Source organism: Labrys sp. F242, assembly GCF_057813875.1.
Map to the genome: position 1 here is coordinate 134,805 of NZ_JBVASG010000006.1, position 25,018 is coordinate 159,822.

Here is a 25,018-nt window from a genome sequence, read left to right on the forward strand (position 1 = left end):
TCTTCGTCACCGGGACAGCCACCTTCAAGACTTGAACGAAGCGTCTTGCGATTCGAAGAGATCACCAGGTTTTGCGGGATTGCCAAGATCTTGCGGGATTGCCGAGAATCGCCGGGACGTCGCAGCAAAGTACCCGATCAAATAGGCGTTCGGGCTTGAACGCGCTTTGCTCAGGAACATTCAAGATTTGGTCTGTGGGGAGGACCTCAAGATGGCAACGCAGCAGACGCGCGTGCTGGCCAGGGTGGCTGTCGCGCCCTCGGTCATCATGCTCTTCATCTGGATGATCGTTCCACTCATCCTGACGATCTACTATTCATTGAACAACTACACGCTCGACGACCCGACGAATTTCTACTGGAACAGCTTCGCGAACTATACCTATTTCCTGACGGACCCCACCTTCTTCAAATCGCTGGGCGTCTCGCTGCTGATCGTCGGCTCAGTGCTCGCCATCACCATCGTCGGCGGCATCCTGATCGCCCTTCTGATGGATCAGCCCTTCGCCGGCCAGGGCATCGTGCGCCTGATGGTGTTGGCGCCCTTCTTCGTGATGCCGACCGTGGCGGCGCTGATCTGGAAGAACCTGTTCATGAACGCCGATTCAGGCCTGCTGACCTGGGTCTCGCAGACGCTGCATCTGCCGGTGGTCATCTGGTTCACCAACTGGCCGCTCCTGTCGATCATCATCATCGTCGCCTGGCAATGGCTGCCCTTTGCCACCCTGATCCTGCTCACCGCCATCCAGTCCCTGGACGAGGAGCAGAAGGAAGCGTCCCAGCTCGACGGCGCCAAGCCGCTCTCCTTCTTCTTCTACATCGTGCTGCCGCATCTTTCGCGCGCCATCACGGTGGTGATCCTGATCGAGACCATCTTCCTCCTCAACATCTTCGCCGAGATCAAGGTCACCACCAATGGCAGCCTGAATACCGCCAACCTGCCCTTCCTGGTCTATCTCACCGAAGCGGGCGACCACGATATCGGAGCGGCCTCGGCCGGCGCACTAGTCGCCGTGGTGCTGGCCAATATCGTCGCCTTCTTCCTCGTCCGCATGATCGGCAAGAACCTGGAGGCTTGAGCCATGGCACGCGCAGTTTCCACCCGGCGCAAGGTCGCCGTTACAACCGCCGCCTGGATCGTCGGCTTTCTGATCTTCTTCCCCATCCTGTGGATGGTGATCACCAGCTTCAAGACGGAGGGCGAGGCTGGCATTCTGCCTCCCAAATTCGTCTTCTTCGAGTGGACGCTGGAGAATTACCGCAACATCTTCACCCAATCCAATTATGGCAGGGCCGCACTCAACTCGATCTTCCTGTCGGTCGGCTCGACCCTGCTCGGCCTGATCTTCGCGGTTCCCGCAGCCTGGGCCATGGCCTTTGCACCCGGCAAGCGCACCAAGGACCTGTTGATGTGGATGCTCTCCACCAAGATGATGCCGGCTGTCGGCGCCTTGATGCCGATCTTCCTGCTCTTCAACCGCTGGGGCCTGCTCGACAGCCGCTGGAGCGTGATGGTCGTCTTGTTCCTACTCAACCTCCCGATCGTGGTGTGGATGCTCTACACCTACTTCAAGGAGATCCCCGGCGAGATCCTGGAAGCGGCCCGAATGGACGGGGCTTCGCTCTGGCGCGAGATCGTCTATGTGCTGACGCCGATGGCCATTCCCGGCATCGCCTCCACGCTCTTGCTCAACACCATCCTGGCCTGGAACGAGGCGTTCTGGACCCTGAACCTGACCACTTTCGATGCCGCGCCGCTGCCGCAGTTCATCGCGGGCTATTCGGCCAAGATGGGACTGTTCTGGGCGACACTGTCGGCCGCTTCCACCCTCGCCATCCTGCCGATCGTGGTGCTCGGCTGGTTCTCGCAAAAGCAACTCGTGCGCGGCCTTACCTTCGGCGCCGTGAAATGACGAGCCAAAACACTTCAGAATGGGGAGCTGCGTAAATGGGGCGCTTCAATCTTCGCAATGTGCGCAAGGCCTTCGGTGAAGTCGTGATCATTCCCGATCTCGACCTCGACATCGAGGATGGCGAGTTCGTGGTCTTCGTCGGCCCCTCAGGCTGCGGCAAGTCCACTTTGCTGCGCCTGATCGCCGGCCTGGAGGACACCACCTCCGGCGAGATCAAGATCGACGGCGTCGACATGGCGCAGGCGCCGCCCTCCAAGCGGGGGCTGGCCATGGTGTTCCAGTCCTACGCGCTCTACCCGCATATGAGCGTGCGCAGCAATATCGCCTTCGCCCTCAAGATGGCGGGCGAAAGCAAGGACGTCATCGACCAGAAGGTCTCCAAGGCCGCCGCCTCGCTCAACCTCACCAATTACCTCGACCGCAAGCCGCGCCAGCTCTCGGGCGGCCAGCGCCAGCGCGTCGCCATCGGCCGCGCCATCGTGCGCTCGCCCAAGGCCTTCCTGTTCGACGAGCCCTTGTCGAACCTCGACGCGGCGCTCCGCGTCAACATGCGCATCGAGATCTCCCAGCTCCACAAGGACCTGAAGACCACGATGATCTACGTCACCCACGATCAGGTCGAGGCCATGACCATGGCCGACAAGATCGTGGTGCTCAATGCCGGCAATGTCGAGCAGGTCGGCTCGCCGCTCGAGCTCTACAACAAGCCCAGGAACCTGTTCGTCGCCGGCTTCATCGGCTCGCCCAAGATGAATTTCCTGAAGGATGCTTCGGCAGCAAACTACAACGCCACCACCATTGGCATCCGCCCCGAGCATCTCAACCTGTCTTCCACCGAAGGACAGTGGAAAGGCAAGATCTCGATCTCCGAACACCTAGGCTCGGACACCTTCTTCTACATCGATCTTGACGAAGGCACCCGGGTCACCGCGCGAGCACCGGGCGAATTCAGCCTGAGCACCGGCGACACCATCTATCTCACGCCTCAGCCAGATCGCCTCCATCGCTTCGACGACAAGGGCTTGTCCCTGGCCTGAGCATGGGTCTGCCATCTGCGAGGCGGGTCCCCGGACCCGCCTCGCAGCCCGGCGCCTGCAGGGCAGCCGGTCGCGTCCGAATTCCCGCAAAAATGCCCGTCAATTGTAGGGCCAATGCAGGATTGACTTCGTCGAATCAGCATGCCGCATTAGATTGACCGTAGCTGCACGGGCTTTTGTTCCGTTTGCAAAATCGATGCAGCAAACGGGAGCGACGCATGAAAGGATCCGCGATGTACAAGAAGAAACTCGATCTCACGGGCCGCCACGCCCTCGTCACGGGCGGGGGGCGCGGCATAGGCCTGGCCTGCGCCGAAGCATTGGCCGAATTCGGGGCCGAGGTCGTCATCGCCGATTTCGACATGAAGGTCGCGGCCGAAGGACAGGCAGCCCTGGCGGCCAAGGGCTACAAAGCCGAAACGGTGCAGATGGATGTCACCAAATCCGATCAGGTGACCCAGGTCGCCGATGAACTCGCCGCCAAGGGCCGCACCGTCGAGATCCTGGTCAACAATGCCGGCATCGCCCGCTCGATGACGCCGGCCGAGGACGTCGCCGACGAGCATTGGCTCAACGTGCTCGACGTCAACCTGAACGGCGTGTTCTGGTGCTGCCGCGCCTTCGGCAAGCATATGCTGGCGGCCAAGAAGGGCTCGATCATCAATATCGGCTCGATGTCCGGCATCATCGTCAACAAGCCGCAGGAACAGTCCTACTACAACGCTTCCAAGGCCGGTGTGCATCACCTCACCAAGTCCCTGGCGGCCGAATGGGGCCTGCGCGGCGTGCGGGTGAACTCCGTCGCTCCCACCTATATCAACACGCCGCTGACCGCCTATGCCGCGACGGACCCGGCCAATACGGCGATGTTCAAGACCTGGCTCGAGATGACACCGCAGGGGCGGATGGGCGAACCGGAAGAAATCGCCTCCGCCGTGCAGTTCCTCGCTTCGGACGCCGCGAGCCTGATGACCGGCTCGATCGTCGTCGTCGATGGCGGCTACACCTGCTGGTAGGAGCAGCACGCAAAGACGGACCTTAACCTTCTCCCTTGCGGGAGAAGGTGTCCCGAAGGGACGGATGAGGGGTCTTACGACCCATCCCAGAGCTACCTCCTGAGAGGCCACCAAGAGTTGTGAGGTTCCGTCAACCGCTCATCCGGCGCTGCGCACCACCCAAGGCACTTCCCTTGGAAGTGCCAGGTCCCGCAAGGGGAGAAGGTTTTTCGCGCCTCAAGACGCGGCGCGGTTGTAGATGTCCTCGATCCGGATGATGTCGTCCTCGCCGAGATAGGAGCCGGTCTGCACTTCGATCAGTTCGAGCTCGATCTTGCCGGGATTCTCCAGCCGGTGGGTGGAGCCGATCGGAATGTAGATCGACTCGTTCTCATGCAGCGTCTTGATCTGGCCGTTGATGCTGACATTGGCGACGCCGCGCACCACGATCCAGTGCTCGGAGCGGTGATGGTGCTTTTGCAGCGAAAGCTGCCCGCCGGGCTTGACCACGATGCGCTTGACCTGGTGGCGCGCACCGAGATCCAGCGATTTGTAATGCCCCCAGGGCCTGTAGGACTGCAGGTGGTCCTGCGTCAGCCCGTTATGGCTCTGCTTGAGTTTCTCGACCAGCGCCTTGATGCCGGCGGCATCGTCGCGGCGGGCCACCAGCACGGCGTCGCCCGTGGTGATGACGGCAAGGTCGTCCAGGCCGACGACACAGACGAGTTGGCGTTCCGAGGACACCAGATTGTTGCGGGCATTGACGAACAGGGCCTCGCCGAGCTTGGCATTGCCGGCCTCGTCTTGCGGCGAGAGCTCGCGCACCGCGCCCCAGGAGCCGACATCCGACCAGTCGAAGCTGGCCGGAACCACGGCGGCGGCCTGGGTCTTTTCCATCACGGCATAGTCGACCGAGCGCTTGTCGCAACGGGCAAAGGCTTCGGCATCAAGACGCAGGAAGCCAAGATCGAGCTTGGCCTTGGCGACCGCCTCGTTCACAGCCTCGACCGTTCCGGCATCGCAACGGGCATATTCGGCGAGAAAGAAGCCGGCCTCGAACAGGAAATTGCCGGAATTCCACAGATAGCCTTCGCGCACATAGCGCGTGGCGGTCTCGGCGTCGGGTTTTTCGACGAAGCGGCGCACCTTCATGACGCCCTCGACCAAGGGCTCTCCGGCCTCGATATAGCCATAGCCGGTGGCGGGCTGGTTCGGCACCACGCCGAAAGTCACGATGCTCTTCTTGGCTGCCCCGCGACGCGCCGCCGCGCAGGCGGCCCGGAAACCTTCGATATCCCGCACGCGGTGATCGGCAGCGAGGGTGAGGACCGGCGTCCTGGCGCCGTCCCGCGAGGCAATGAAGGCCGCACCGGCCGCAATGGCCGGACCGGAATCGCGCGCCTCGGGTTCGAGCACGATATCGGCCTCGACGCCGATCGACAGCAATTGGTCGGCAACCAGGAAGCGATGGTCCTGGTTGGTGACGATGACGGGGCGACCGAACAGCTCGGCGCCGCTCACGCGCCGCATCGTTTCCTGGAAGGTGGAGAGATCGCCGAACAAAGGCAGGAACTGCTTGGGCCGGCTGGCACGCGAGGCCGGCCACAACCGCGTTCCGGAGCCGCCGCAAACGATCAGGGGAACGATCTGGGTAGACATCATCCGCTCATATTTGAATTGGAGGAGCCATCGACTGAATAGCTCTATGCCACGATTATACGGGCAGAGGCAGGTGATTTTCAGGCCTGCTTTGGTTTATTTCGCTTCTCTTAGAGGGGGCATCGCCACCGCGACGCTAATGCTTCCGGATAGGGCGAGGTCTCCTGCGGCTGATGCAGCGCCCATCCTCATTCCGCGGCAGCCAGGCCGTCCCTGTCCAGCACCGGGCCATTGGGGTCGCCCGGCGCCGTTTCCCAGCCGAGGTCCGGAATCACCGCGATGCGGGCGCCGCGCATGTCGACGCGCGTCATCACGAAGTCGGCATTCTGCAGATGGCGGATCTGGCTGCGGGCGCGCCCAGCCGAATGACTGCCGCAGCGCCTGGCGATCTCGGCGTCCGGCGGACATGGCAGCCCCGTCATCGCAGCAGCGGCAAGGATCAGGAACACGGCCTGGAGATCGGCGGGAACCAGGCGGGCATGGTCGAGCGCGCCCCGCCACTGTTCCTGGTCGACGCTATCGGGATCGAGACCTGCCCGGGCGGCGTTGAGCAGGAACTTGAACTCGGCCATGGCCGGCGGCGAACCGCCCAGCCGCTCGATGCGGCAGCGCACGATGAAGTCCTGATAGAGCACGGCATCGGTGCGGAAACTGGCATCCGGCTCCTCCATGATCGCAAAGGCGATACGGGCATGAGCCTGCTGCAGTTCGGCTGGCGCTATGGCGGGCAAGGCCTCCTCGCCGGCAGCCTCGGCTGGCCTGTCGCGCACGAGCTGTTCGAGAATCTCCGTGGTCGACATCGGCGGCGGCGTCACCACGCGGCGCTCGGGACGGGCGCGCGGCGCTGCCACGGGTACGGGCGCCAGGATGAGATCGCGCGCGGCATCGCCCCCTTCCGGCAGCGGCGTCAGCTTCGGCGTTGCCACCTTGGGCCGCGTCTCCACCGGGCCGACCTTGATCGGCAGCGGGCGGCGCGACAGGGCCGGTCCCAGCGCCACGAACTGGCCGCGCTGCAATTCCCGGAAGGTCTCGGCCTGGCGCCGGTCGAGGCCGAGCAAATCGGCGGCACGGGCCATGTCGATATCGAGGAAGGTGCGCCCCATCAGGAAGTTGGACGCTTCGGCAGCGACGTTCTTGGCGAGCTTGGCCAGGCGCTGGGTGGCGATGATGCCGGCGAGGCCGCGCTTGCGGCCGCGGCACATCAGATTGGTCATCGCCCCGAGCGAGACCTTGCGCGCCTCTTCGCCGACATCGCCGGAAGCGGCAGGCGCGAAGAGCTGGGCCTCGTCGACCACCACCAGCATCGGGAACCAATGGTCGCGCTCGGCATCGAACAAGGCATTGAGGAAGGCCGCCGCCGCCTTCATCTGCATTTCGGCATCGAGGCTCTCCAGCACCAGCACGGCCGAGACCCGGTGCTGGCGCACGCGTTGGGCGATGTGTTCGAGTTCGGCCAAGCTGCGTTCGCCGTCGATGACGACATGACCGTAACGATCCGACAGGCTGGCAAACTCGCCCTCGGGATCGATGATGACCTGTTGCACATGCGGCGCGCTCTGTTCGAGCAGCCGACGCAGGAGATGCGACTTGCCGGAACCCGAATTGCCCTGCACGAGCAGGCGCGTGGCCAGCAACTCCTCGATGTCGAGCATTGCAGGCGCACTGCCGGCGGCAGACGCGACGCCCATCTCGATTTCGATCTTCATCTCAAGCAGTGATTCCGGTTTCGCCCCAGCCATAGCGCCCCTGAGGGGCTGCTCACAACCCCCACCCACCCCTCAGCAGGGATTTCCACATGCGTGGCACGGTGGGGTTTGAAATCCGTTCCGTCACACCCCGGGTGACTCTTGCTTTCGTCCTCACTCTACGGAAGGATGAACGTGGGCGGGCTTTCTCCAACAAAATTTGTGCGATGAAGACATTGTTGCTCATCGTCGGCCTTCTGGCTGCCATACCGCATTCGGCAAGCGCCGCCGCGAACCATCCTTGGCGTCTCGAACCGGAGATACCCGCGTTTCCGGCATTCACACTGCCGAATGCCCTGCCCGATCCTCCGTTTCTTCCTGCCGAGCCGCCTTCGTTCTGGACATCGACCGGCCTTGCCAATCTGATCGACTACCCGGCCCCCATGCTCGACACGCATCCCAGCAGGGAGCCGATGCAGATCACGGTCGTCCACAGCAGCACGCCAAATTGTGACGATCATTGCGCCGAATGGATTTCGGCCGAGGGGATGATCACCGACGACACCCCGCTCCTGTTTCGTATGACCTTGGCGCTTCTGGGAAAGCGCAAGCTGCCTGTGGTGATCTCCTCGCCCGGCGGGTCGGTTCGCGCTTCCTTTGCAGTGGGACAAATGATCCGCATCAGGGGGCTTGACGTTATAGTGGGCAGGACGGTGAAGGAGGCCTGCCCGGAAGGAGACAAGGCCTGCAACGGCCAATCCGCTGATGCGCGTCGCGGCACAGCCGTGGGCTTCGACGCGATCTGCGCCTCAGCGTGCGTCTACGTCCTGTCGGGGGGAGTCCAGCGCATCGTGCCTCCTCTCGGTGCACAGATCGGCGTACATGAGACCGTTCAAACTGGAACTTCGGTATGGATCGAGAGATCCCCCGTCAAAGATTCATTCGGGCGGGTCATCGGCTTTCGTTCGCAAATGCATGCGGTCGCCAACACCCTTCAGCAGGCCGCACCGCCCGCCGCCTATGTAAAGGCTGAGTCCTACCTGACTGCGATGGGCATCAGCAACGAGTTGATCAGCCTCATGCATCAAGCGGCTTCCAACCAGGTACGCTTTCTCACTGGCAAGGAGCTCGCAGATACCGGCCTTGCTACAAAGAGGCTGACGATCGACGAGTACTTTGCAACGGCAGGCCGCCATGGGGCCGATGCCGTTGCACCGGCAATGGAGCGTTTGCCATCCACCCCACTTCCCTTGGCCGTTGGCGCGAACGACAAGGCCCCTACAGCCTCCCAGGACGGGCAACGGTCCGCAACCCCTTGCCCGGCATCCTTCGAGGCCCTTCCTGTCGACGGAAAGCGGGCAACCGGCCTGGTGGATGCCGTGATGCCGCCAGACGCTGCTTCCGTGATCCTGCATGGCGTGGAAGAAACCTCGCATCTGCAAACACAGGCGAAATATTTCGAATTCAAGCGTATCGGCCTGCGTGTTTTCGCAAGAGGCAGAACTTTTGCGCCATCTGTGCTGGTCCCATCCGGCATGGCGGTGAAACCTGGTGACATCGTGACTTTTATCACCCGCCACCGAGATTCTACCCATCGGTGCCAGTTCGTGCCCAACCTGGCGGTCGCCGTTCGGCATTCCTGACGAACCGCTATGTAATGGCGCCTTGGAATATCCGAGCGTTCAGCCTCACAGGTACGGCGACTACTCGCCGATGCGATATTCGGCGAGCTTGCGCTTCATCGCCTGGAAACGCCGGACATGGGCCTCGTCGCGACGCAGGGCGACCGCGGTCGACAGCACGTCGATCACCACCAGAGCGGCAATGCGCGAGGTGGTGGGCGTATAGATGTTGGTATTGTCGAGCGTCTCCACCAGCAAGGCCACGTCGCAATGGCTGGCAAGGGAAGTCTCGAATCCGGTCAGGCCGATGACCTTGGCCCCGTTCTCGCGCGCGGTACGCGCCACCTCGATGATCGAGCGGCTGCGCCCGGTGTGGGAGATCACCACCGCAACATCGCCCGGCTTCATCATCGAGGCGACCATGATCTGCTGGTGAGTGTCGTGCTGGGCCCCGCAGGGCACGCCGAACAGCGGGAATTTTTGCTGGGCGTCACGGGCCACCACGCCCGAAGCACCCAGGCCGAAGAATTCGATGGCCTTCGCCTTTTCCAGAATGTCGATCGCCCGGGCCAGGGCCGCCTTGTCGAGGTGATGGCGCGCCCAGTCGAGGCTGGTGATGGTGTAGTCGAAGATCTTCTCGACCACGGTTTCCGGCGTATCTGTATCGAGCAGCACCGAATGGGTGGCCGGGGTGCCCAGCGCCAGGCTCTGGGCCAGGCGCAGCTTAAAATCCTGGAAGCCGGTGCAGCCGATCGCAGCGCAAAAGCGGATGACCGTCGGTTCGCTCACCCCGGCGGCCAGCGCCGTCTCCGCCACCGTCGCGTTCAGGATACGCTGGGGATCGGCCAGGATGAGGTCGGCAACCTTGCGGTCGGACTTGCGCAATTCGCCCAATGTCAGCCGGATCACCTCGAGCACGTTCTGGATCGTGGTCCGAGGCGCGGGCTGCGATGCGGTATGATCCGGCAAGGTCATGGGCGGCTTCCCTTTTTCTGGCTCCCTCTTCGGGTCGGAGGGCTCAGACCGTCATCTCGGACGGACCTGCCAGCCTATACTCGATTCCCGTCCCGGCCCGAAGCAGACGGGTCGGCCCCGTCATCGCGGCGACCCTGGCGTCAATCGTTTCAGGTGCGAGCGTGTTGAAGGCAAACAGGCCGTAGTGGTGGGCGAGCACGGCACAGATACCGCAGGACGATGCCAGTTCGACGGCCTCATCCAGGGTGAAATTGCCGGCAATGCCGGCCGCAGCCAGGGCTGGCGAACGGCCATTGACCGGCAGCAGCGCCAGATCGGCGGCCAGTGCCCGCACCTCTTCAACCTGTCCAGCATAGGGGATGGTGTCACCGGAGTGGAAGACGCGGATGCCGTTCACTCCAAGACCATAGCCGAGGAAGAGATGATGCCCCTGCCCATCCCGCTGCAGATCTTCGTGAGCGGCCCGCACGGCCTGCACTTCGATCGCATCGTCGAGGATCAGGGTCTCGCCGGCATCCATGCCGATGAAACGCTCCGGGTCGAGGCCGGTCCTGTCCTGCGCCAGTTCGAGCGAGGCCCTGGGCACCACCAGGCGCAGTTGCGCAAAGCGCCGGGCAAGCGGACCCAATGTCGCCGCATCGAGGTGATCGGTGTGATGATGCGTGCACAGGATGAAATCGAGCGGCGGCATTTCGTCGATCTCGATTGGCACCGGCATCATGCGTTCATGTGAAGGGCCGCGATCGCGATATTTCTGGGCCAGGGAATCCGAGAGATAGGGATCGATCAACAGGCGATGCCGGCCGCTGTCGAGGAGGAAACCGGCCTGCCCGAGCCAATAGAGCGAGAGACCGGTTTCAGGCCGGCTCGCAAGCTTTCCGGCCAGCAGGCCGGCAAAAGGCAGGACTTCCAGCGTCACCTCATGCCCTCCCCCGCAAGGCGTCCATCAAATTGGCGATGGCGACCTCGGCGGCCCTGTCGACGCTTTCCTGGGTGAAGCCGCCGATATGGCTGGTGGCAATCACCCGGGGATGGCCGGCGAGAGCGAGGTTTGCCGGCGGCTCTTCCTCGAAGACATCGGTGGCGTAGCAGCCGATATGCCCGTCTTCGAGCGCTTGGCGCAGGCCCTTCTCGTCGACCAGCGACGACCGGGCCGTGTTGACCAGCACCGCGCCACGCCGCATCGCTGCGAATTCGCTGGCGCCGAGGAGCGGGCGGCCATCCGCCGGCGCCGGGCAGTGGAGGGTGACGACATCGGCCTCAGCCAGTATGTCCGATATCTCGACCCAGCGCAGGCTGTTCGCCTCGACATTCACGGCAGGGCGCTGCGGATCGTAGGCGAGAATCTCGGCCCCGAGCGCGGCAGCCAGGCGCGCGACCTCGGCACCGATGGCTCCGCAGCCGACCACGCCCACCTTGCGCCCGCGGATCTCGGCACCGATCCGGCGCGGCCAGGTTCCCTGCTTGATACCGGCATCGCAAAGCGGGATCTGCCGGAGCGCTGCGAAGATCAGGCCGATGGCAAGCTCGGCCACCCCGGCTGCATTCGCACCGGCTGCGATGCGCACGGCGATCTTGCGCGCGAGCAGCGTGTCGATCGGCAAATTGTCGGTTCCGGTGCCGTTGCGGCTGATCGCCCGGAGCGAGCCCGCCGCGGCGATGACGCGCGGCGAGATCTTTTCCACGCCCGCCAGCCAGCCGGTCACGCCGGGCACCAGAGCGAGCAAATCCTCCTCGTCGGGCAATTTGCCGGGCGCCGGCATGACGATCTCATGGCCCTCGGTCCTGAGGCGCTCGACCAGGGGATGGGCCGTCGACGTCAGCGAGCGCGGCGTGACCAGAATGCGTTCCATATCTTCGGCTCTTCTCCCTACCCCTTGGAAGCGGCGATGGCGATCTCGCCCAGCCGCTCGAAGGAGGGACCGGAGGTGGGGATCTTGATGTCGAAGACCTCGGCGATTACCTGGGTCCAGCCATGCAGGAAATAGGTCCAGCCATCCTCGATCTGGAGATGCCGCACCGCCTGCTGGTGCCGGGCCTGGTCGAGGAAGACCAGATCGCCGCGATAGTTGAGATCCCACACGATGGCGCGCTCCGGAAAGACCGCCGCATCGGTGAGGGGCGAACCAGGAGCGTCCTTGCCAAGGCCGGTGGCATTGATCACCACCGAGCCCGGCTTGAGCGCGGCGGTGACCGCATCATTGTCAGCAGGATCGGGGGCGAGCACATAGTCGACCGGCACGGGCATGCCAATCTCTTCATGAATGCGCCGGATCTCGTCGAGGCGCGGCTGGCTGCGATTGGAGACCACGATGCGCGACGGCCGGTCGGCGCCGCGCTCCTCACGCACCATGTGCCAGGTCAAGGCAATGGTGGAGCCACCCGCCCCCATCGAGAAGAGTTCGGCGCCGGTGCGTTCGAAATGTCCCTTGGGAATGAAATTGTCGAGGGCAAGCCCGGAAGAGATCGGGTCCTTGGCGTGGCAGATCAGGCGCCCGTTGCGTTTGGACAGGCAACTCGTCTCCTCCATGCGCAAGGCAAAATCGTCGACTTCGTCGAACAGGTCCCGGCAGGCTTTGTAGAGGTCTATCTTGTGGGTGGTGACCAGCGCCCCCAGTGAGAGGGGATCGGCCTTGATGAAGGCGACCGCTTCGCGATAGGCGGCCGGGTCGGCATGAAGGGTAAAATCGATGCCCTTGATCACGGCATCCTTCAGGCCCAGGTGCTCTGCCCAGGCCGGGAAGACGCGCATGATCGAGCTTTTGGTCGTGGTCACGCCAATGAAATAGAGCGTCGGCTGCGTCGCCGGCTGGTAGCCGCTCATGCTGCACCCGCCCGGATCGCTTTGACACGCTCGACGGCAGCCTTTGCCTTGGCGGTGATCTCCGCGAATTTGCCGCCATTGATGTCTTCGGGCTTGGCGATCCAGGTCCCGCCGACGGCCGCGACGAAGCGATGCTTGAGCCAGTCGCTCATGGTCTCCAGCGTGACGCCGCCGGTCGGGATGAAGCGAACGCCGAGATGATTGAAGGGAGCGGCGATCCCCTCCAAGGCCTTCGGCCCCCCCGCGACACCGGCCGGGAAGAACTTGCACAGGCGAAGGCCGGCACGCGTCGCCAGCGTGAGATCCGTCGGCGTCATGATGCCGGGGGCGAAAGGCAGGCCGATGGCCTTGGCGGCAACGACGATCTCGGCATCGAAGCCGGGAGACAGGGCGAAACTCGCGCCATTGTCCTTGCAGGCCTGGACCGACTCCAGATCCAGCACCGTTCCGGCGCCGGCCAGGAAATCCGGCCTCTGGTCGCGCAGGATGGCCAGCACTTCTGCAGCGGCCCTGGTGCGGAAGGTGATCTCGGCGATCGGCAAGCCGCCAGCGGTCAAGGCGTCGGCCAAGGCAACCGCATGGGCGGGATCGTCGATCGCGATGACCGGCACCACGCCGATCGCCTCGATCTGCTCAATGGGATTGTTGGCCATGTCCGCGCTCTCCTCAGGGCTTGCCGACGATATCAGCATAAGTGGCAATTTTGTAGCAATGCTACATATTTCATCTCGCCTCGGCAAGATACCTGGGATATTTTGCTGCAGCGCAGCATGAATTTGTCGGAATTTTCGGTTGACCCGCCGAAAAACGTGTAGCATCACTCCCAAAAATGCACAGGCGATGGCCGCGCCATATCCCGCCCGTCCCTTTTAAAAAGCGAGCCGAGGACACACCCATGACGCAGGATCTCATCCTGGCCATCGATGTCGGAACCGGCAGTGCCCGGGCTGCCCTGGTCGAGGCCGGCAATGGTGCCATCCTGGAGATCGCCGCCAGCGAATATGACCAGATCGTACCGGCTTTCGGCTGGGCCGAACAGCGCCCCGCCGATTGGTGGGCCGGCACCGTCTCCGCCATCCGCACCGTGCTCGAACGCCATGCTGGCGCCGCCGCCAGGATCCAGGCCGTCGCCGCCTGCGGCCAGATGCATGGCACCGTGCTGGTCGACGGCCACGGCAACCTCACCCGCGACACCGCGCCCTTGTGGAACGACAAGCGCACGGCAGGCCTGGTGGCGGCCTTCGAGCGGGACAACCCGCCCGCCTCCTATCTTTCCGAAAGCGGCAATCCACCGACGCCGGCTTGGCCCGGCTTCAAGCTCGCCTGGCTGCGCGACAACGATCCGGATGCCTATCGGGCGGCTGCCACCGTGCTGATGCCGAAGGACTACATCAATCTGCGGCTCACTGGCGAAATCGCCATGGACGAGGGCGACGCCTCCTGCAGCTTCCTGATGAATCCGACAAGCGGGACCTGGTCGAACGCGATGATCGATCGCCTCGGCCTCGACGCCGCCAAGTTGCCGCCGATCCGTTCGCCGCTCGACATTCTCGGGCATGTCACCGAGGGCGCCGCCCTGGAGACAGGCCTTGCCGAGGGAACGCCCGTCCTGGTGGGCGGGGCCGACTATCCCGTGGCGGTGCTCGGCTCGGGCGTCGTCCATCCCGGTACGGCATCGGACGTGATGGGCACCTCCTCCATCATCACCCTGGTGACGGGCGAGCCGCTGCTCGATCCAGAGATCTGCAATGTCCGCACCGTCGAGGGTCATTGGGGCCCTTTCACGCTGCTGGAGACCGGCGGCGATGCCATGCGTTGGGCCCGCCGCGCCTTCCACGAGAAAAGCCTGTCCTATGGCGACATCGTCGCCAAGGCAGCCGAGGCCCCGGCCGGTGCCGAAGGCTTGTTCTTCCTGCCCTTCCTCGCCGGCGAGCGGCTCGGCGCGCATCGCAATGCCCGCGCCCAGTTTTTCGGCATCGGCGCCAAGCATGGCCTTGCCCATCTCCATCGCGCCACGCTCGAAGGTGTGGCTTTCGCGGTCAATCGCCATATCCGCGTGATGGAGGCCTCCACCGGCCAGAAGCTCGAGCGCGTGGTCGCTTCCGGCGGCGGTGCCAAGACCGAACTCTGGCTCAAGATCAAGGCGAGCGCCTATAACGTGCCGATCCTGGTACCCGAGGAAACCGAATGCGGCCTCGTCGGCTGTGCCGCGATGGCGGCAACCGCCCTCGGGCGTTTCGGCAAGGTCGAGGACGCCGTCGCCCATTTCGTACGCTATGGCGCCGAGGTCCTGCCCGACCCGGCCTGGGCGGAAACCTATGCCCGCATGCAGCCGATGTTCGACCGCCTCTATCGCCATTCCCAGGCGCTCTACGACGATCTCGACCGGCTGCAGCAAGGCTGAACCGCCGCCTGGTCCCCCCTCCCCAGAGCAAAATGACTTTTCTCCAATCGTCATTTTTCTCTAACTCTTTGTTTTGACGCGTTTTCTTAATCGAAAAGTCGATCAACTTTTCTGGAAAACTCTCTGGCTTGAAGGAAACAATCATGCAGGACGTGCTCTCCGCCTTCCGTCCCGGCCTATTCGAAGGCAAGACCGTCGTGGTCTCCGGCGGCTCCAGCGGCATCGGCCTGGCCATCGCCCAGGGCTTTGCCGGCCTCGGTGCCAATGTCATCGCGACGGGGTCCACGCAGGCGCGCCTGGCGGCGGCCAAAGCCGCCAATGGCGACCGCTCCATTCGTTTCGAACAGCTCGACGTCCGCGACAAGGCGGCGGTCGACCGCTTCTTTGCGGCCCTGCCGGCGCTCGACGTGCTGGTCAATGCCCAGGGCATCGCCCGCCCCGAAGCCGAATGGACCGAGGAAACCTATCTCGAAGTCATCGACGTCAACATGAACAGCGCCATGCGCCTCGCCATGGCGGCCCACCCCCTGCTGGTGAAATCACAAGGATCCATCATCAACTTCGCCTCGATGCTGAGCTATCTCGCCGATGACAGCGTGCCAGCCTATTGCGCCAGCAAGACCGGCATCATGGGGCTCACCCGGGCCCTCGCCCACAAATTCGGGCCCGAAGGCATCCGAGTCAACGCGATTGCGCCCGGCTATCACCGCACCGACATGACCAAGCCCCTGTGGTCCGACCCGGTGCCGGCCGGAAAGATCGCCAATAAGGCGGCGCTCAAGCGCTGGGGCACCGTCGACGATCTCGTTGGCACCGCCCTGTTCTTTGCCTCCCCCGCCTCGATCTTCGTGACCGCTACTACGCTGCCGGTCGATGGGGGCTATGTCGTCAGCGGCTTCTGATGCCAAGAGTTCGATGACCCTTGGTTCCGTCTGATGGTTTTCGCCAAATCTTTGATTTGGTATCGAAAATCATCAGGTGTCCAAGGCCAGGGCGCACCAGTATCTTCGAGACTTGGCATGACAAGGCTGCATCGCAAGACGCATTGGCCAGAAGCAAAACCGCCCGGCGCGAGCCGGGCGGTTTTCCTTGTCAGGCTTCATTCACAGGGCGGCGCCCCTGGCGTGCCGCACCGACGCTGGCGCCCGCCGCCGGCGGGAGCCGGGCCGCGTTCGCCCGGCGGCGGCCGCATCTGTTGCATCGGCCGGGGGGCCTGCCCGCCGAATTCCGGCTGGGCGCGCGGTGCGGGCGGCTGCCGGTTCATGCGAGGCTGCGCATTCATGGCCGGTGCCATTTCAGGCGCGGATGCCGGATTCAGGCGCTTCTGGCGCGGTGGCGGCGCGCCATTGTCACCAGACCCGCCATCCGGCTGGGTCTGAAGGCGCGGGCGGCGGCCAGCCGGCTGGACCGGCGCATCCGGCTGGCCGGGACCGGCATCGGGTTGCCGGTTCTGCGGACGCCGACGCCCCGGCAGCGGCTGCATCTGCCCGCTGCCATCCGGCAAGGCTTGGCCAGCGGGCGGTAGCGGCTGGCCGAAGCCCTGACCGTCCTGCGCTGGACGACGCTTGCGGCCGGCCGGCTGCGGCGGCGCACCGCCTGCATTGGGCAAGGCCTGCCCGTCGGGTGCGGCACCAGGCACCGGCGCCGGCGCGCCGCCATCCTGGGGCTGGCGCCCTTGTGGCTTCTTGCGGCCGGGACCCGGCTGCTGCTGACTGCCTGCCTTCGGCAAAGGCTTGCCGAGCTGGTTCTCATCGGTGGCCGGTGGCTGTCCCGCGGGCAAGGCCGTGCCATCAGGCTGTTGCCGGCCGCCGGGACGCAGGCGCCCCTTCTGTCCGGGGAGAGGCTGGCCGGGCTGCGCCTGGTCAGGCTGTCCTTCGGGCTGGGTGCCCGGCAAGGGCTGGCCCAGCTGGCCGGGTTTGGCCGCCTTGCCGCCAGGTTGCAGACGGCCCGGCAGCGGCTTGCCAGCGAGCGGCGGCTTGCCGTTGTCGAGCGGCAGGGCCTCGCCGTTCATGCCGGGCAGCGCCTTTCCAGGCTGAGCCTGGCCGGGTTTGAGGCCAGGTTGGGTCTGCCCCGGCTTGAGTTCTCCAGGCTGTGCGGCCTGGCCCGGCTGGGCTTGGCCCGGCAGGAATTGTCCAGGCTGGCCTTTTCCGGGGAGAGCCTGACCTGGGAGTGCTTGCCCTGGCTGGGTCCGCCCTGGCTGAGCCTGACCCGGCAGCAGGCGCCCAGGCTGTTGCGGTGCACCTGGTACCGGCGGCACGCCGACCTCACCCGGCTGTGGCGCCACGACTGGCTGCGTCATCCCAGGTTGCCCACCCCGTCCCCCGCGATTGCGCAGGAAAGGCGGCAGGGCAACGCGAGCGGCGGCGGCCGCTGCACCGATGGCGATCGCCGCACCGGCTGCCTTCTCCCCGGTCGTCAGGCCACCCTCGCCCTCTTGGGGCCGCATGCGCTCCGGCGGAGCCTCCAGCGTCTCGTTGATGATGGTGGCATTGTGGATGTTGTTGAAGATGAAATTCTGCGGCGGCGGCTCGACATAGCGCGGCGGCCGTACCCATTCGGGCATCGCCACATAGCGCGGCGACGGCAGCACATAGTCGTCGATCGGTGGGGGCGGTGGCGGCAATTCCACGAAATCGCGGGGCGGCGGCGGCAGGAAGATCACCGGCGGCGGTGGAGGCGGCGGCAGATCGAATTCGGGGTCGGAGAAAATGATCACCGGCCGTTCGACATAGACCACCTCGACCTCGGGCGGCGGCGGCACGTCATATTCGATCACGTCGAAGGTCGGCGGCGGCTCGATCGCGGCGGACAGATATCTCAGCCGGCGGCGGGCATCCCAGGCATGGGGGCCGCGCGGATAGCGCTTGAGATAGGACCAATAGGCATTCGGCGTATCGCGCTTCCAGGTCTCATGCCAGGTGATGGCTTCGCGCCGGGCCGCCACGATGGCGCGCACGCGCTTGGCCATGGCATCACGCGGAAAGGCGGTCAGGAAATCCTGGTAGCCCTGCATGGTATCCCGGTCGACGGCGGCGACATAGGCATCACGCGCGTCGAAATCGGCGATGCGCTTGGATTGCATCGCCCTATCTTCCTCAAGCGAAACCTGCGGGGCCGGTGCATCAGCCGCACGGTCGAAGAAACTGAAGGGGGCGCCGAGCTTCGACGCGCTCCAGGGCAGCACCGCGCCGTTGGTCTTCTCGCTCACCCGCAACCGGGTGCGGTCGAATACGTCGTTAATCGGCAGCCCCCCCGTGCGCATCATTTCGGCGAGAGCCTGCGCATAGGCGCCATACGGCCCCTGCTCGGGCGGCGCCGCCGTGCCGGGGGCCGCGTTGAAAGCGATCAGGGCATTGGGCTCGGCATCGACGAGCGCCAGGCCACCGGCGAGGGGCTGGTCACCGCGGGCAAATTGGTTGGCACGCGCACCATCGACCACCACGATACTGGCCTTCAACTGCAAGGCACCAAGCGGCCGAATGAAATCGGAGAGCCGCACCGCCTCGGCTGGTATGGAAGCAGGCGTCTGAATGGCGGAGTCGACGGGCACGAAATAATTCTGCCCTTCCGACTGCAGGCCATAACCGGCGAGATAAACGAAAGCCACCGTGTCGGGTCCCGATGCGGAGGCTTTGTCGAGGAACTCGCGGAACGCCTTGCGCAGCGAATCCTGGTCGAGATCGCGGGCGCCGGTGACGTCGAACCCGGCAGCCTGCAGGGTCTGGGCGATCAGGCCCGCATCATTGGCGCTGGTCGCCAACGGCCCGGCCTTGTAGTCGGCATTGCCTATGACCAGGGCAATGCGCTTTTCACCCTGGCTTTGTGCCCGGGCTGGTTGCAGCGGCAAACTCGCCGCAAGCAGAATGAACAGGAGCGCAAAAGCGCTGCGGAATGTCGCGGACATTGATCTGGCCCTCTTGGTTTCCACCCGGCGTGGGCCGAGCTCGAACGGCTCATGGCCTGTGAGTACAACCTAAGCGATAGCTTGGCCGACTTGTATGGCGTGTGAACCAAAGGGGGCTGTTTTGGGGCGTTGTGGAGGCAATAGCGAGGCCAGCGCCCGAAAGCGGACCGGGAACGCTAGTTTTGGTCCTGGCAGAGGATGATCGGCGATGCCAGGGCGGCGACATAGCCGGCGCCCTGATAGACCTGGGCGTTGTTGGCGCCGGGCGGCAGGAGGAAGGATCCGCTCACCACCTGCGGGACGTTGCCGACCTGCAGGAGGCTCCAGCTGAAATTGCACAGTTGCGCCGGCTTGGTCGGCGCCAGGTGAGAGCAATTGAGCAGCGCTCCTCCCAGCATGGCCGCGCCGCCGCAGCTGACGAAGCGCGGGGCAGCAACCGCCGGATCGGTGCCGAGCGCCAGGGCAAGCAAGGCCGCCCAAAACAGGCCAGCCCCTGTCAGTACCCGGCTTCGATCAAATCTTGCGTGATCAGCAGGCATTTTGCGGTTCGTACCCATCTGCCCGATTGCATTTGAGGCATCCTTGTTATAATCATACATAAACATAAGCAAGCTTATAATTAGAACGGCATGCTCTAGATATGCTCAACCCGCCCACCCTCGGCTTCATCCTGCATGACGTCGCCCGCCTGATGCGCAAACGCTTCGAACAGCAAGCCGGCGATATCGGCTTGACGCGCTCGCAATGGCAGGCGCTCGCCTTTCTCTCCCGAAGCGAGGGTATCCATCAGAGCGGGCTTGCCGAACTGCTCGAGATCGAGCCGATCACCCTGGTGCGCATTCTCGACAAGCTGGAAGCGCGTGGGCTGATCGAACGGCGCCAGCATGCATCCGACCGCCGGGTCTGGCTGCTTTTCCTGACGCCGGCCGCCCATCCCATTCTCGCCGAGATGCGCGCTGTCGGCGACAGGACCCGGGCCGAGGCCCTGGCGTCCATCCCGGACGAAGACCGCGTGAAATTACTCGACACCCTGACGCAGATGAAGGCCAACCTTCTCGAAGCCTGCCGCCAGCCGGTCGACGACAAGGAGGCAAATCATGGCTGATGGCAGTAACCAGGCCCAGAAACTCGAAAGCCCTGTCGAGATCGACCGGCTCGCCGGCGACAAGGCCAATCAGGGCACATCCACGCCGCAGCCGGCCAAGATGCGCAAGCGCCCGCTGACCCGTCCCCTGCTGTTTGCCTTGCTGCCGATCGCCGTCGTGGCCGGTGGCTATTTCTATGTTACCGGCGGCCAGGTGATGGAGACGGACAATGCCTATGTGCAGGCGGCGATGGTCGGCATATCGACCGATGTCGCGGGCACTGTGGTGGAGATCGACGTCGTCGAGAGCCAAGCCGTCAAGAAGGGAGACGTGCTCTACCGCATCCGTCCCGACAGTTACCGCACGGCGCTGGAAGGGGCGGAAGCGCAGCTCGGCACCGTGCGCAACCAGGTTCTGACCCTGCAGGCGAGCTACGCCCAGGCCGAGGCCCAGATCGTCCAGGCCAAGGCCGACATTCCCTTCTACGAGGCCCAGTTCAAGCGCCAGCAGGATCTGCAGGCTTCAAGCGCCGCCTCCAAGCAGACCTTCGACCAGGCCAAGCATGATCTCGACGCGGCGCGCCAGAAGGTCATCGTGGCCGAGGCCAATGCCCAGGCCATGCTGGCCCAGCTCGGCGGCGACGCTTCCCTGCCGGTGGAAAAGAACCCCTTCTACCTCCAGGCCCAATCGGCCGTCGACAATGCCAAGCGCGATCTCGGCGACAGCGTGGTGCGAGCTCCCTTCGACGGCATCGTCACCAATGTCGACGCCCTGCAGCGCGGCGCCTATCTCAACGCCTCCCAGCGCGCCTTCAACCTGGTCTCCACCACCAATGTCTGGGTGGATGCGACCCCTAAGGAGACCGAGCTCACCTATGTCAAACCCGGCCAGCCGGTCGAGATTTCGGTGGACACCTATCCGGGCGTGACCTGGACCGGCAAGGTCGAGACCATCAGCCCGGCCTCCGCCTCGAGCTTTTCCCTGCTGCCGGCACAGAACAGCTCCGGCAATTGGGTGAAGGTGGTCCAGCGCATTCCCATGCGCATCAGCATCGATCCTGCGCCCGATAAACCAAGCCTGCGTTTGGGCATGAGCGTAGTGGTCGGTGTCGACACCGGCCACGCCCGCGGCCTGCCCAGCTTCGTGACGAGCTGGTTCGGCCAGGCCAAGCCAAGCGCCGGCTGACGACAGAGCCGCCGCGCCTTCCTGCGCGCCGGCCCGCCCTTTGAGCACCTAATTATTTCATCACCATAGTCCCATATCGTTGCGAACGAGGCCCGCCATGAGCGCATCCGCCACCGCGAGCGCCGGCCCGATACCCAGCCCTGCCCGCCCGGCTCCCACGGTCGCCAATCGCGGCGCCATCACCGCCTGCGTCATCCTGGCAGTGATCATGCAGGCGCTCGACACCACCATCGCCAATATCGCCCTGCCGCATATCCAGGGCAGTGTTTCCGCCAGCCAGGACCAGATCAACTGGGTGCTGACCTCCTATATCGTGGCGGCGGCGATCATGACGCCGCCCTCCGGCTTCCTCGCAGCCCGTTTCGGCCGCAAGCGCCTGCTGCTCGTCTCCATCATCGGCTTCGTGGTCGCCTCCATGCTGTGCGGCATGGCCCAGTCCCTGATACAGATCGTCGGTTTCCGCCTGATGCAGGGCGTGTTCGGCGCCGCCCTGGTGCCGCTGGCCCAGGCTATCATGCTCGACATCTACACGCCCGAGGAGCGCGGCGGGGCCATGGCCGTGTTCGGCGTCGCCGTGATGGTGGGACCGGTACTCGGCCCCGTCATCGGCGGCTGGCTGACCGACCACATTTCCTGGCGATGGATCTTCTACATCAACCTGCCGATCGGCCTCGTCGCCATGCTCGGCGTGATGGCCTTCGTCACCGAGACCCGCAGCAGCACGGCCGTCAAGCTCGACTGGCTCGGCTTCGGCATGCTGTCCATCGCCATCGGGGCCCTGCAGGTGCTGCTCGATCGCGGCGAACAGCTCGACTGGTTCTCCTCGGGCGAGATTCAGCTCGAGGCCCTGATCTGCATCGGCACCTTCTACATCTTCCTGGTCCACACCTTCACGGGCAAGGAACCCTTCGTGAAGCCGCGCCTGTTCGTCGACCGCAATTTTGCGGTCGGGGTGGTGCTCATCTCGGCGGTCGGCCTGACCTATTACGCCGCCATGGCGCTGATGACGCCCTATCTGCAATCACTGATGGGCTATCCCGTGGTGACCGCCGGCCTGGTGATGGGGCCGCGCGGCATCGGCACCATGGTCTGCATGTTCATCGTCGGCCGCCTGGTCGGAAAGCTCGACACGCGCATGCTGTTGCTGATCGGCTTCGGCCTGACCGCCTGGTCGCTCTACGACATGACCGGCTGGACCCCCGATATCTCGCAATGGCAGATCATCGTCACCGGCTTCGTCCAGGGCGCCGGCCTCGGCTTCCTGTTCGTACCGCTCACCACAGTGACCTTCCAGACCCTGGATGCCAGCCTGCGCGGCGACGGCACCGGCCTCTACAACCTTTCGCGCAACATCGGCTCCAGCGTCGGCATTTCCATGACCGCCGCCCTGCTGACCGAAAAAACCCAAGCCAATCACGCCGATATCGTCGCCCACATCACCCCCTACAACCAGACCCTGCAGGACATGACCCGGGCGAAGGTGATCGATCCGATGAGCGCCGCAGGGCAGACCATGCTCGACGGGATGGTCACCCATCAGGCGACCATCATCGCCTATATCGACGATTTCAAGCTGATGATGCTGCTGACGCTGGCTGCGATGCCGCTGGTCTTCTTCCTGAGAAAGGCAGCAAAGCCGCCGGAGATGGACCACAGCATGGCAATGGAGTGAGGGCTTACCGAGGCCAGCCGGCTCATCCGCACCGATTTGAGCCCGCAGGACTTTATGCCATGTTCTTGGCAGACTCGAAGAACATGCGATGGCCATCCCATGGAATCAGGGCTCCCCTTCTCCCGCTTTGCGCAGTGGAACCACGGCCTCGCCGAGGCGATCGTCGCGACGTCCCCGGCGCAACTTGCGGGTCGCTTTGCGCCGACTGCCCGTGATCTGCTGGCTGCGGACAGCTGCCATGTCGGCCTCTATCTGCGGGAAGGCGCCTGCGTGACCATAGACGGCGAGCGGCCCGACCGCTGGAACCGCCAATATGACAGGGGCCTCTTTCGCGAAGATCCCTTCTTCCAGAAATTCGCCGCCACGCAGGACGACTTCCTGCTGCCGCTGTCCAGCTTCGACGCGTTCCACTTCGAGAGGACGCCCTATTATCGGGACTTCTACCTGCCGTCGCGGACCATCGACGAGATCACCGGCGTGTTCAATCTCTCCCCCGGCGTCGCCGGCTACGTGACCTTCTTCCGCCATATGGGCAGCCCCGGCTTCATCCCTGCCGACCTTGCCCTCGCTGAAGGCGCCGGCGATGCCGTCCGGCTCGTGCTGGGGCGGCTTTGGCAGCTCTGGCAGTCTGGCGCTTCGATCAGGGGAACCGCCAACCGCGTCGAACTCAGTCCCCGGGAGGGCCAGATTCTCGACCTCCTCATGGATGGCGGCTGCGCCAAGACCATCGCCCGCACGCTCGCCATATCGCCGGGCACGGTGCGCAATCACATCAAGAGCGTCTATGCCAAGCTGGGCGTCCATTCCCAGGTCGAACTGCTCGCCGGCGGGGGCGACAGACGTATGCTTTGACGCGGCGTCTCAAGCCAGGCTCACTGCCCTGTCAGGATCCGCGTCCACGCCCTGGTTTGACGGCGAAGCACCGCCACGTCGGAATTGGTCACCACGAACAGCCGGGCCTTCACCTCCTCCGGCGGATAGATGCCAGGGTCCTTGGCAATCGCCTCGGTGAGCAGTGGCCGCGCTTCGGGCACCGCATTGGCATAGGATATGAAATTGGAATTGGCGGCCGCGATGTCGGGCCGCAGATTGAAGTCGATCCAGCGCATGGCATTGTCGGGATGCGGCGCATCCTTGGACACGGCCATGGTGTCGAAATTCACCAGCGTGCCCTCTCGCGGAATGGCATAGGCCACCGTGACCGGCTTGGCCGCCGCCGCACCACGCGTCTTTGCCTGCAGGATGTCGCCGGACCAGCCCAGCGCCAGGCAGATGTCGCCATTGGCCAGGTCATTGATGTAGCGCGAGGAATGGAAATAGCGGATGGAGGGCCGCACTTTCTTCAGCAGAGCCTCGGCCTTGGCGAGGTCATCGGGTGCGGTGGAGTGCGGATCGAGCTTGAGATAAGCCAGCGCCATGGGAATCACCTCCGTCGGCGCGTCGATCATGGCAACGCCACAATCGGCGAAACGCTGGACGATCGCCGGGTCGAAGATCATGGCGAAGGAGTCGACGGGCGCATCCGGCATCCGGCGCTTGATCGCCTCGACATTGTAGCCGATGCCGTCCGTCACACCCATATAGGGCATGGCATGCAGGTTGCCGGGATCGGCCTGCGCGATCAGGGCCAGCACCTTCGGGTCCACCTTGGCGGCGTTGGGCATCGCCTCGCGCCGTAGAGGCTGCAATGTCTCGGCCTTGATCTGGTTCCTGAGGAACGGAAAGGCGGAGGGATAAACAACGTCATAGCCGGAGCGGCCCGCGAGCAGTTTGGTCTCCAGCATCTCGTTGCCGTCGTAATTGTCGTAGACGACCTTGATCCCAGTCTCCTTCTCGAACTTCGCCACTGTGTCGGGGGCGATGTAATCGGTCCAGTTGTAGATGTTGACGACTTTCTCGTCCTCCGCCCGGACCGGAGCAAGCCCGATAAGGGCGAGACCTGTGGCGAGGGCAACCGAACGGAGCAGGGCATGCATGCAAACCACCTTTGCAACCTCTGGAGCGCTTCCGGTCCGATGGAACCAAGAACCGCTCACCTCTTTGAAATCATGGGATAATT

The 25,018-nt window shown here is 64.3% G+C and carries 21 protein-coding genes; 11 read left to right on the forward strand and 10 right to left on the reverse strand.

The window, feature by feature from the left end; translation table 11 throughout:
* Window positions 1-211 precede the first annotated feature (211 nt).
* The 4 genes from ACZYTC_RS28965 (at window position 212) to ACZYTC_RS28980 (ending at window position 3,965) form a co-directional block, all read left to right on the forward strand.
* Window positions 212-1,078, forward strand: coding sequence for a carbohydrate ABC transporter permease (locus tag ACZYTC_RS28965; protein ID WP_434959884.1), 867 nt, complete (start codon window positions 212-214; stop codon window positions 1,076-1,078).
* A 3-nt stretch (window positions 1,079-1,081) separates the two neighbouring features.
* Window positions 1,082-1,912 (forward strand): carbohydrate ABC transporter permease, encoded by an 831-nt coding sequence (locus ACZYTC_RS28970; protein ID WP_441771544.1) that lies wholly within the window; start codon window positions 1,082-1,084, stop codon window positions 1,910-1,912.
* 35 nt (window positions 1,913-1,947) lie between these two features.
* Window positions 1,948-2,949, forward strand: a complete 1,002-nt coding sequence (locus ACZYTC_RS28975; protein WP_488991170.1) for an ABC transporter ATP-binding protein — start codon at window positions 1,948-1,950, stop codon at window positions 2,947-2,949.
* Between the two features lie 233 nt (window positions 2,950-3,182).
* Entirely contained in the window at window positions 3,183-3,965 is a 783-nt protein-coding gene (locus ACZYTC_RS28980) for an SDR family NAD(P)-dependent oxidoreductase (RefSeq protein WP_434961307.1), read from the forward strand.
* Between the two features lie 216 nt (window positions 3,966-4,181).
* Here the strand turns inward: ACZYTC_RS28980 and ACZYTC_RS28985 are convergent, their stop codons facing one another.
* Both ACZYTC_RS28985 and ACZYTC_RS28990 read right to left on the reverse strand, forming a co-directional pair.
* On the reverse strand, window positions 4,182-5,603 hold the full coding sequence (locus ACZYTC_RS28985; protein ID WP_434961308.1) for a mannose-1-phosphate guanylyltransferase/mannose-6-phosphate isomerase: 1,422 nt from the start codon (window positions 5,601-5,603) through the stop codon (window positions 4,182-4,184).
* 188 nt (window positions 5,604-5,791) lie between these two features.
* Window positions 5,792-7,309 (reverse strand): helicase HerA domain-containing protein, encoded by a 1,518-nt coding sequence (locus tag ACZYTC_RS28990; protein WP_434959886.1) that lies wholly within the window; start codon window positions 7,307-7,309, stop codon window positions 5,792-5,794.
* Window positions 7,310-7,398: 89 nt separating this feature from the next.
* Between ACZYTC_RS28990 and ACZYTC_RS28995 the strand changes: the two genes are divergently transcribed.
* Window positions 7,399-8,931, forward strand: a complete 1,533-nt coding sequence (locus ACZYTC_RS28995) for a COG3904 family protein (protein WP_441771547.1) — start codon at window positions 7,399-7,401, stop codon at window positions 8,929-8,931.
* A 60-nt stretch (window positions 8,932-8,991) separates the two neighbouring features.
* On the opposite strand, the gene hexR is transcribed toward ACZYTC_RS28995, so the two are convergent.
* Genes hexR through ACZYTC_RS29020 form a run of 5 tightly spaced genes read right to left on the reverse strand, consistent with a single transcriptional unit; the run spans window position 8,992 to window position 13,362 of the window.
* Complete coding sequence (gene hexR, locus ACZYTC_RS29000; RefSeq protein WP_434959888.1) at window positions 8,992-9,885, reverse strand: transcriptional regulator HexR; 894 nt, start codon at window positions 9,883-9,885, stop codon at window positions 8,992-8,994.
* Between the two features lie 43 nt (window positions 9,886-9,928).
* Complete coding sequence (locus tag ACZYTC_RS29005; RefSeq protein WP_441771548.1) at window positions 9,929-10,804, reverse strand: MBL fold metallo-hydrolase; 876 nt, start codon at window positions 10,802-10,804, stop codon at window positions 9,929-9,931.
* 1 nt (window position 10,805) lies between these two features.
* Window positions 10,806-11,738 (reverse strand): phosphoglycerate dehydrogenase, encoded by a 933-nt coding sequence (locus ACZYTC_RS29010; protein WP_441771549.1) that lies wholly within the window; start codon window positions 11,736-11,738, stop codon window positions 10,806-10,808.
* 17 nt (window positions 11,739-11,755) lie between these two features.
* On the reverse strand, window positions 11,756-12,709 hold the full coding sequence (locus ACZYTC_RS29015; protein WP_488991171.1) for a shikimate dehydrogenase family protein: 954 nt from the start codon (window positions 12,707-12,709) through the stop codon (window positions 11,756-11,758).
* Window positions 12,706-13,362, reverse strand: a complete 657-nt coding sequence (locus ACZYTC_RS29020; protein ID WP_441771551.1) for a bifunctional 4-hydroxy-2-oxoglutarate aldolase/2-dehydro-3-deoxy-phosphogluconate aldolase — start codon at window positions 13,360-13,362, stop codon at window positions 12,706-12,708. Before ACZYTC_RS29020 ends, ACZYTC_RS29015 begins: the two co-directional genes overlap by 4 nt.
* Window positions 13,363-13,604: 242 nt before the next feature.
* Here ACZYTC_RS29020 and ACZYTC_RS29025 point away from each other — a divergent pair, with 242 nt between their 5' ends.
* Both ACZYTC_RS29025 and ACZYTC_RS29030 read left to right on the forward strand, forming a co-directional pair.
* Window positions 13,605-15,113 carry a xylulokinase gene (locus ACZYTC_RS29025; RefSeq protein ID WP_441771552.1) on the forward strand — a complete coding sequence of 503 codons (1,509 nt, stop codon included), beginning with the start codon at window positions 13,605-13,607 and terminating at the stop codon, window positions 15,111-15,113.
* 143 nt (window positions 15,114-15,256) lie between these two features.
* On the forward strand, window positions 15,257-16,015 hold the full coding sequence (locus ACZYTC_RS29030; protein WP_434959894.1) for an SDR family NAD(P)-dependent oxidoreductase: 759 nt from the start codon (window positions 15,257-15,259) through the stop codon (window positions 16,013-16,015).
* Between the two features lie 197 nt (window positions 16,016-16,212).
* Here the strand turns inward: ACZYTC_RS29030 and ACZYTC_RS29035 are convergent, their stop codons facing one another.
* Window positions 16,213-19,017: a caspase family protein gene (locus ACZYTC_RS29035; protein WP_488991172.1), complete on the reverse strand. Its 2,805-nt coding sequence runs from the start codon at window positions 19,015-19,017 to the stop codon at window positions 16,213-16,215.
* Between the two features lie 176 nt (window positions 19,018-19,193).
* Window positions 19,194-19,556, reverse strand: a complete 363-nt coding sequence (locus ACZYTC_RS29040; RefSeq protein ID WP_488991173.1) for a hypothetical protein — start codon at window positions 19,554-19,556, stop codon at window positions 19,194-19,196.
* Between the two features lie 101 nt (window positions 19,557-19,657).
* Between ACZYTC_RS29040 and ACZYTC_RS29045 the strand changes: the two genes are divergently transcribed.
* From ACZYTC_RS29045 to ACZYTC_RS29060, 4 genes are all read left to right on the forward strand, one after another.
* Entirely contained in the window at window positions 19,658-20,122 is a 465-nt protein-coding gene (locus tag ACZYTC_RS29045; RefSeq protein WP_441771554.1) for a MarR family winged helix-turn-helix transcriptional regulator, read from the forward strand.
* Window positions 20,115-21,287, forward strand: a complete 1,173-nt coding sequence (locus tag ACZYTC_RS29050; RefSeq protein ID WP_488991174.1) for an HlyD family secretion protein — start codon at window positions 20,115-20,117, stop codon at window positions 21,285-21,287. Before ACZYTC_RS29045 ends, ACZYTC_RS29050 begins: the two co-directional genes overlap by 8 nt.
* A 97-nt stretch (window positions 21,288-21,384) precedes the next feature.
* Window positions 21,385-22,959 carry a DHA2 family efflux MFS transporter permease subunit gene (locus ACZYTC_RS29055; protein ID WP_488991175.1) on the forward strand — a complete coding sequence of 525 codons (1,575 nt, stop codon included), beginning with the start codon at window positions 21,385-21,387 and terminating at the stop codon, window positions 22,957-22,959.
* 99 nt (window positions 22,960-23,058) lie between these two features.
* Window positions 23,059-23,811 (forward strand): helix-turn-helix transcriptional regulator, encoded by a 753-nt coding sequence (locus tag ACZYTC_RS29060; protein ID WP_488991176.1) that lies wholly within the window; start codon window positions 23,059-23,061, stop codon window positions 23,809-23,811.
* A 20-nt stretch (window positions 23,812-23,831) separates the two neighbouring features.
* Here ACZYTC_RS29060 and ACZYTC_RS29065 read toward each other — a convergent pair whose 3' ends face one another.
* On the reverse strand, window positions 23,832-24,935 hold the full coding sequence (locus ACZYTC_RS29065) for a polyamine ABC transporter substrate-binding protein (protein WP_488991177.1): 1,104 nt from the start codon (window positions 24,933-24,935) through the stop codon (window positions 23,832-23,834).
* Between the last annotated feature and the right edge of the window lie 83 nt (window positions 24,936-25,018).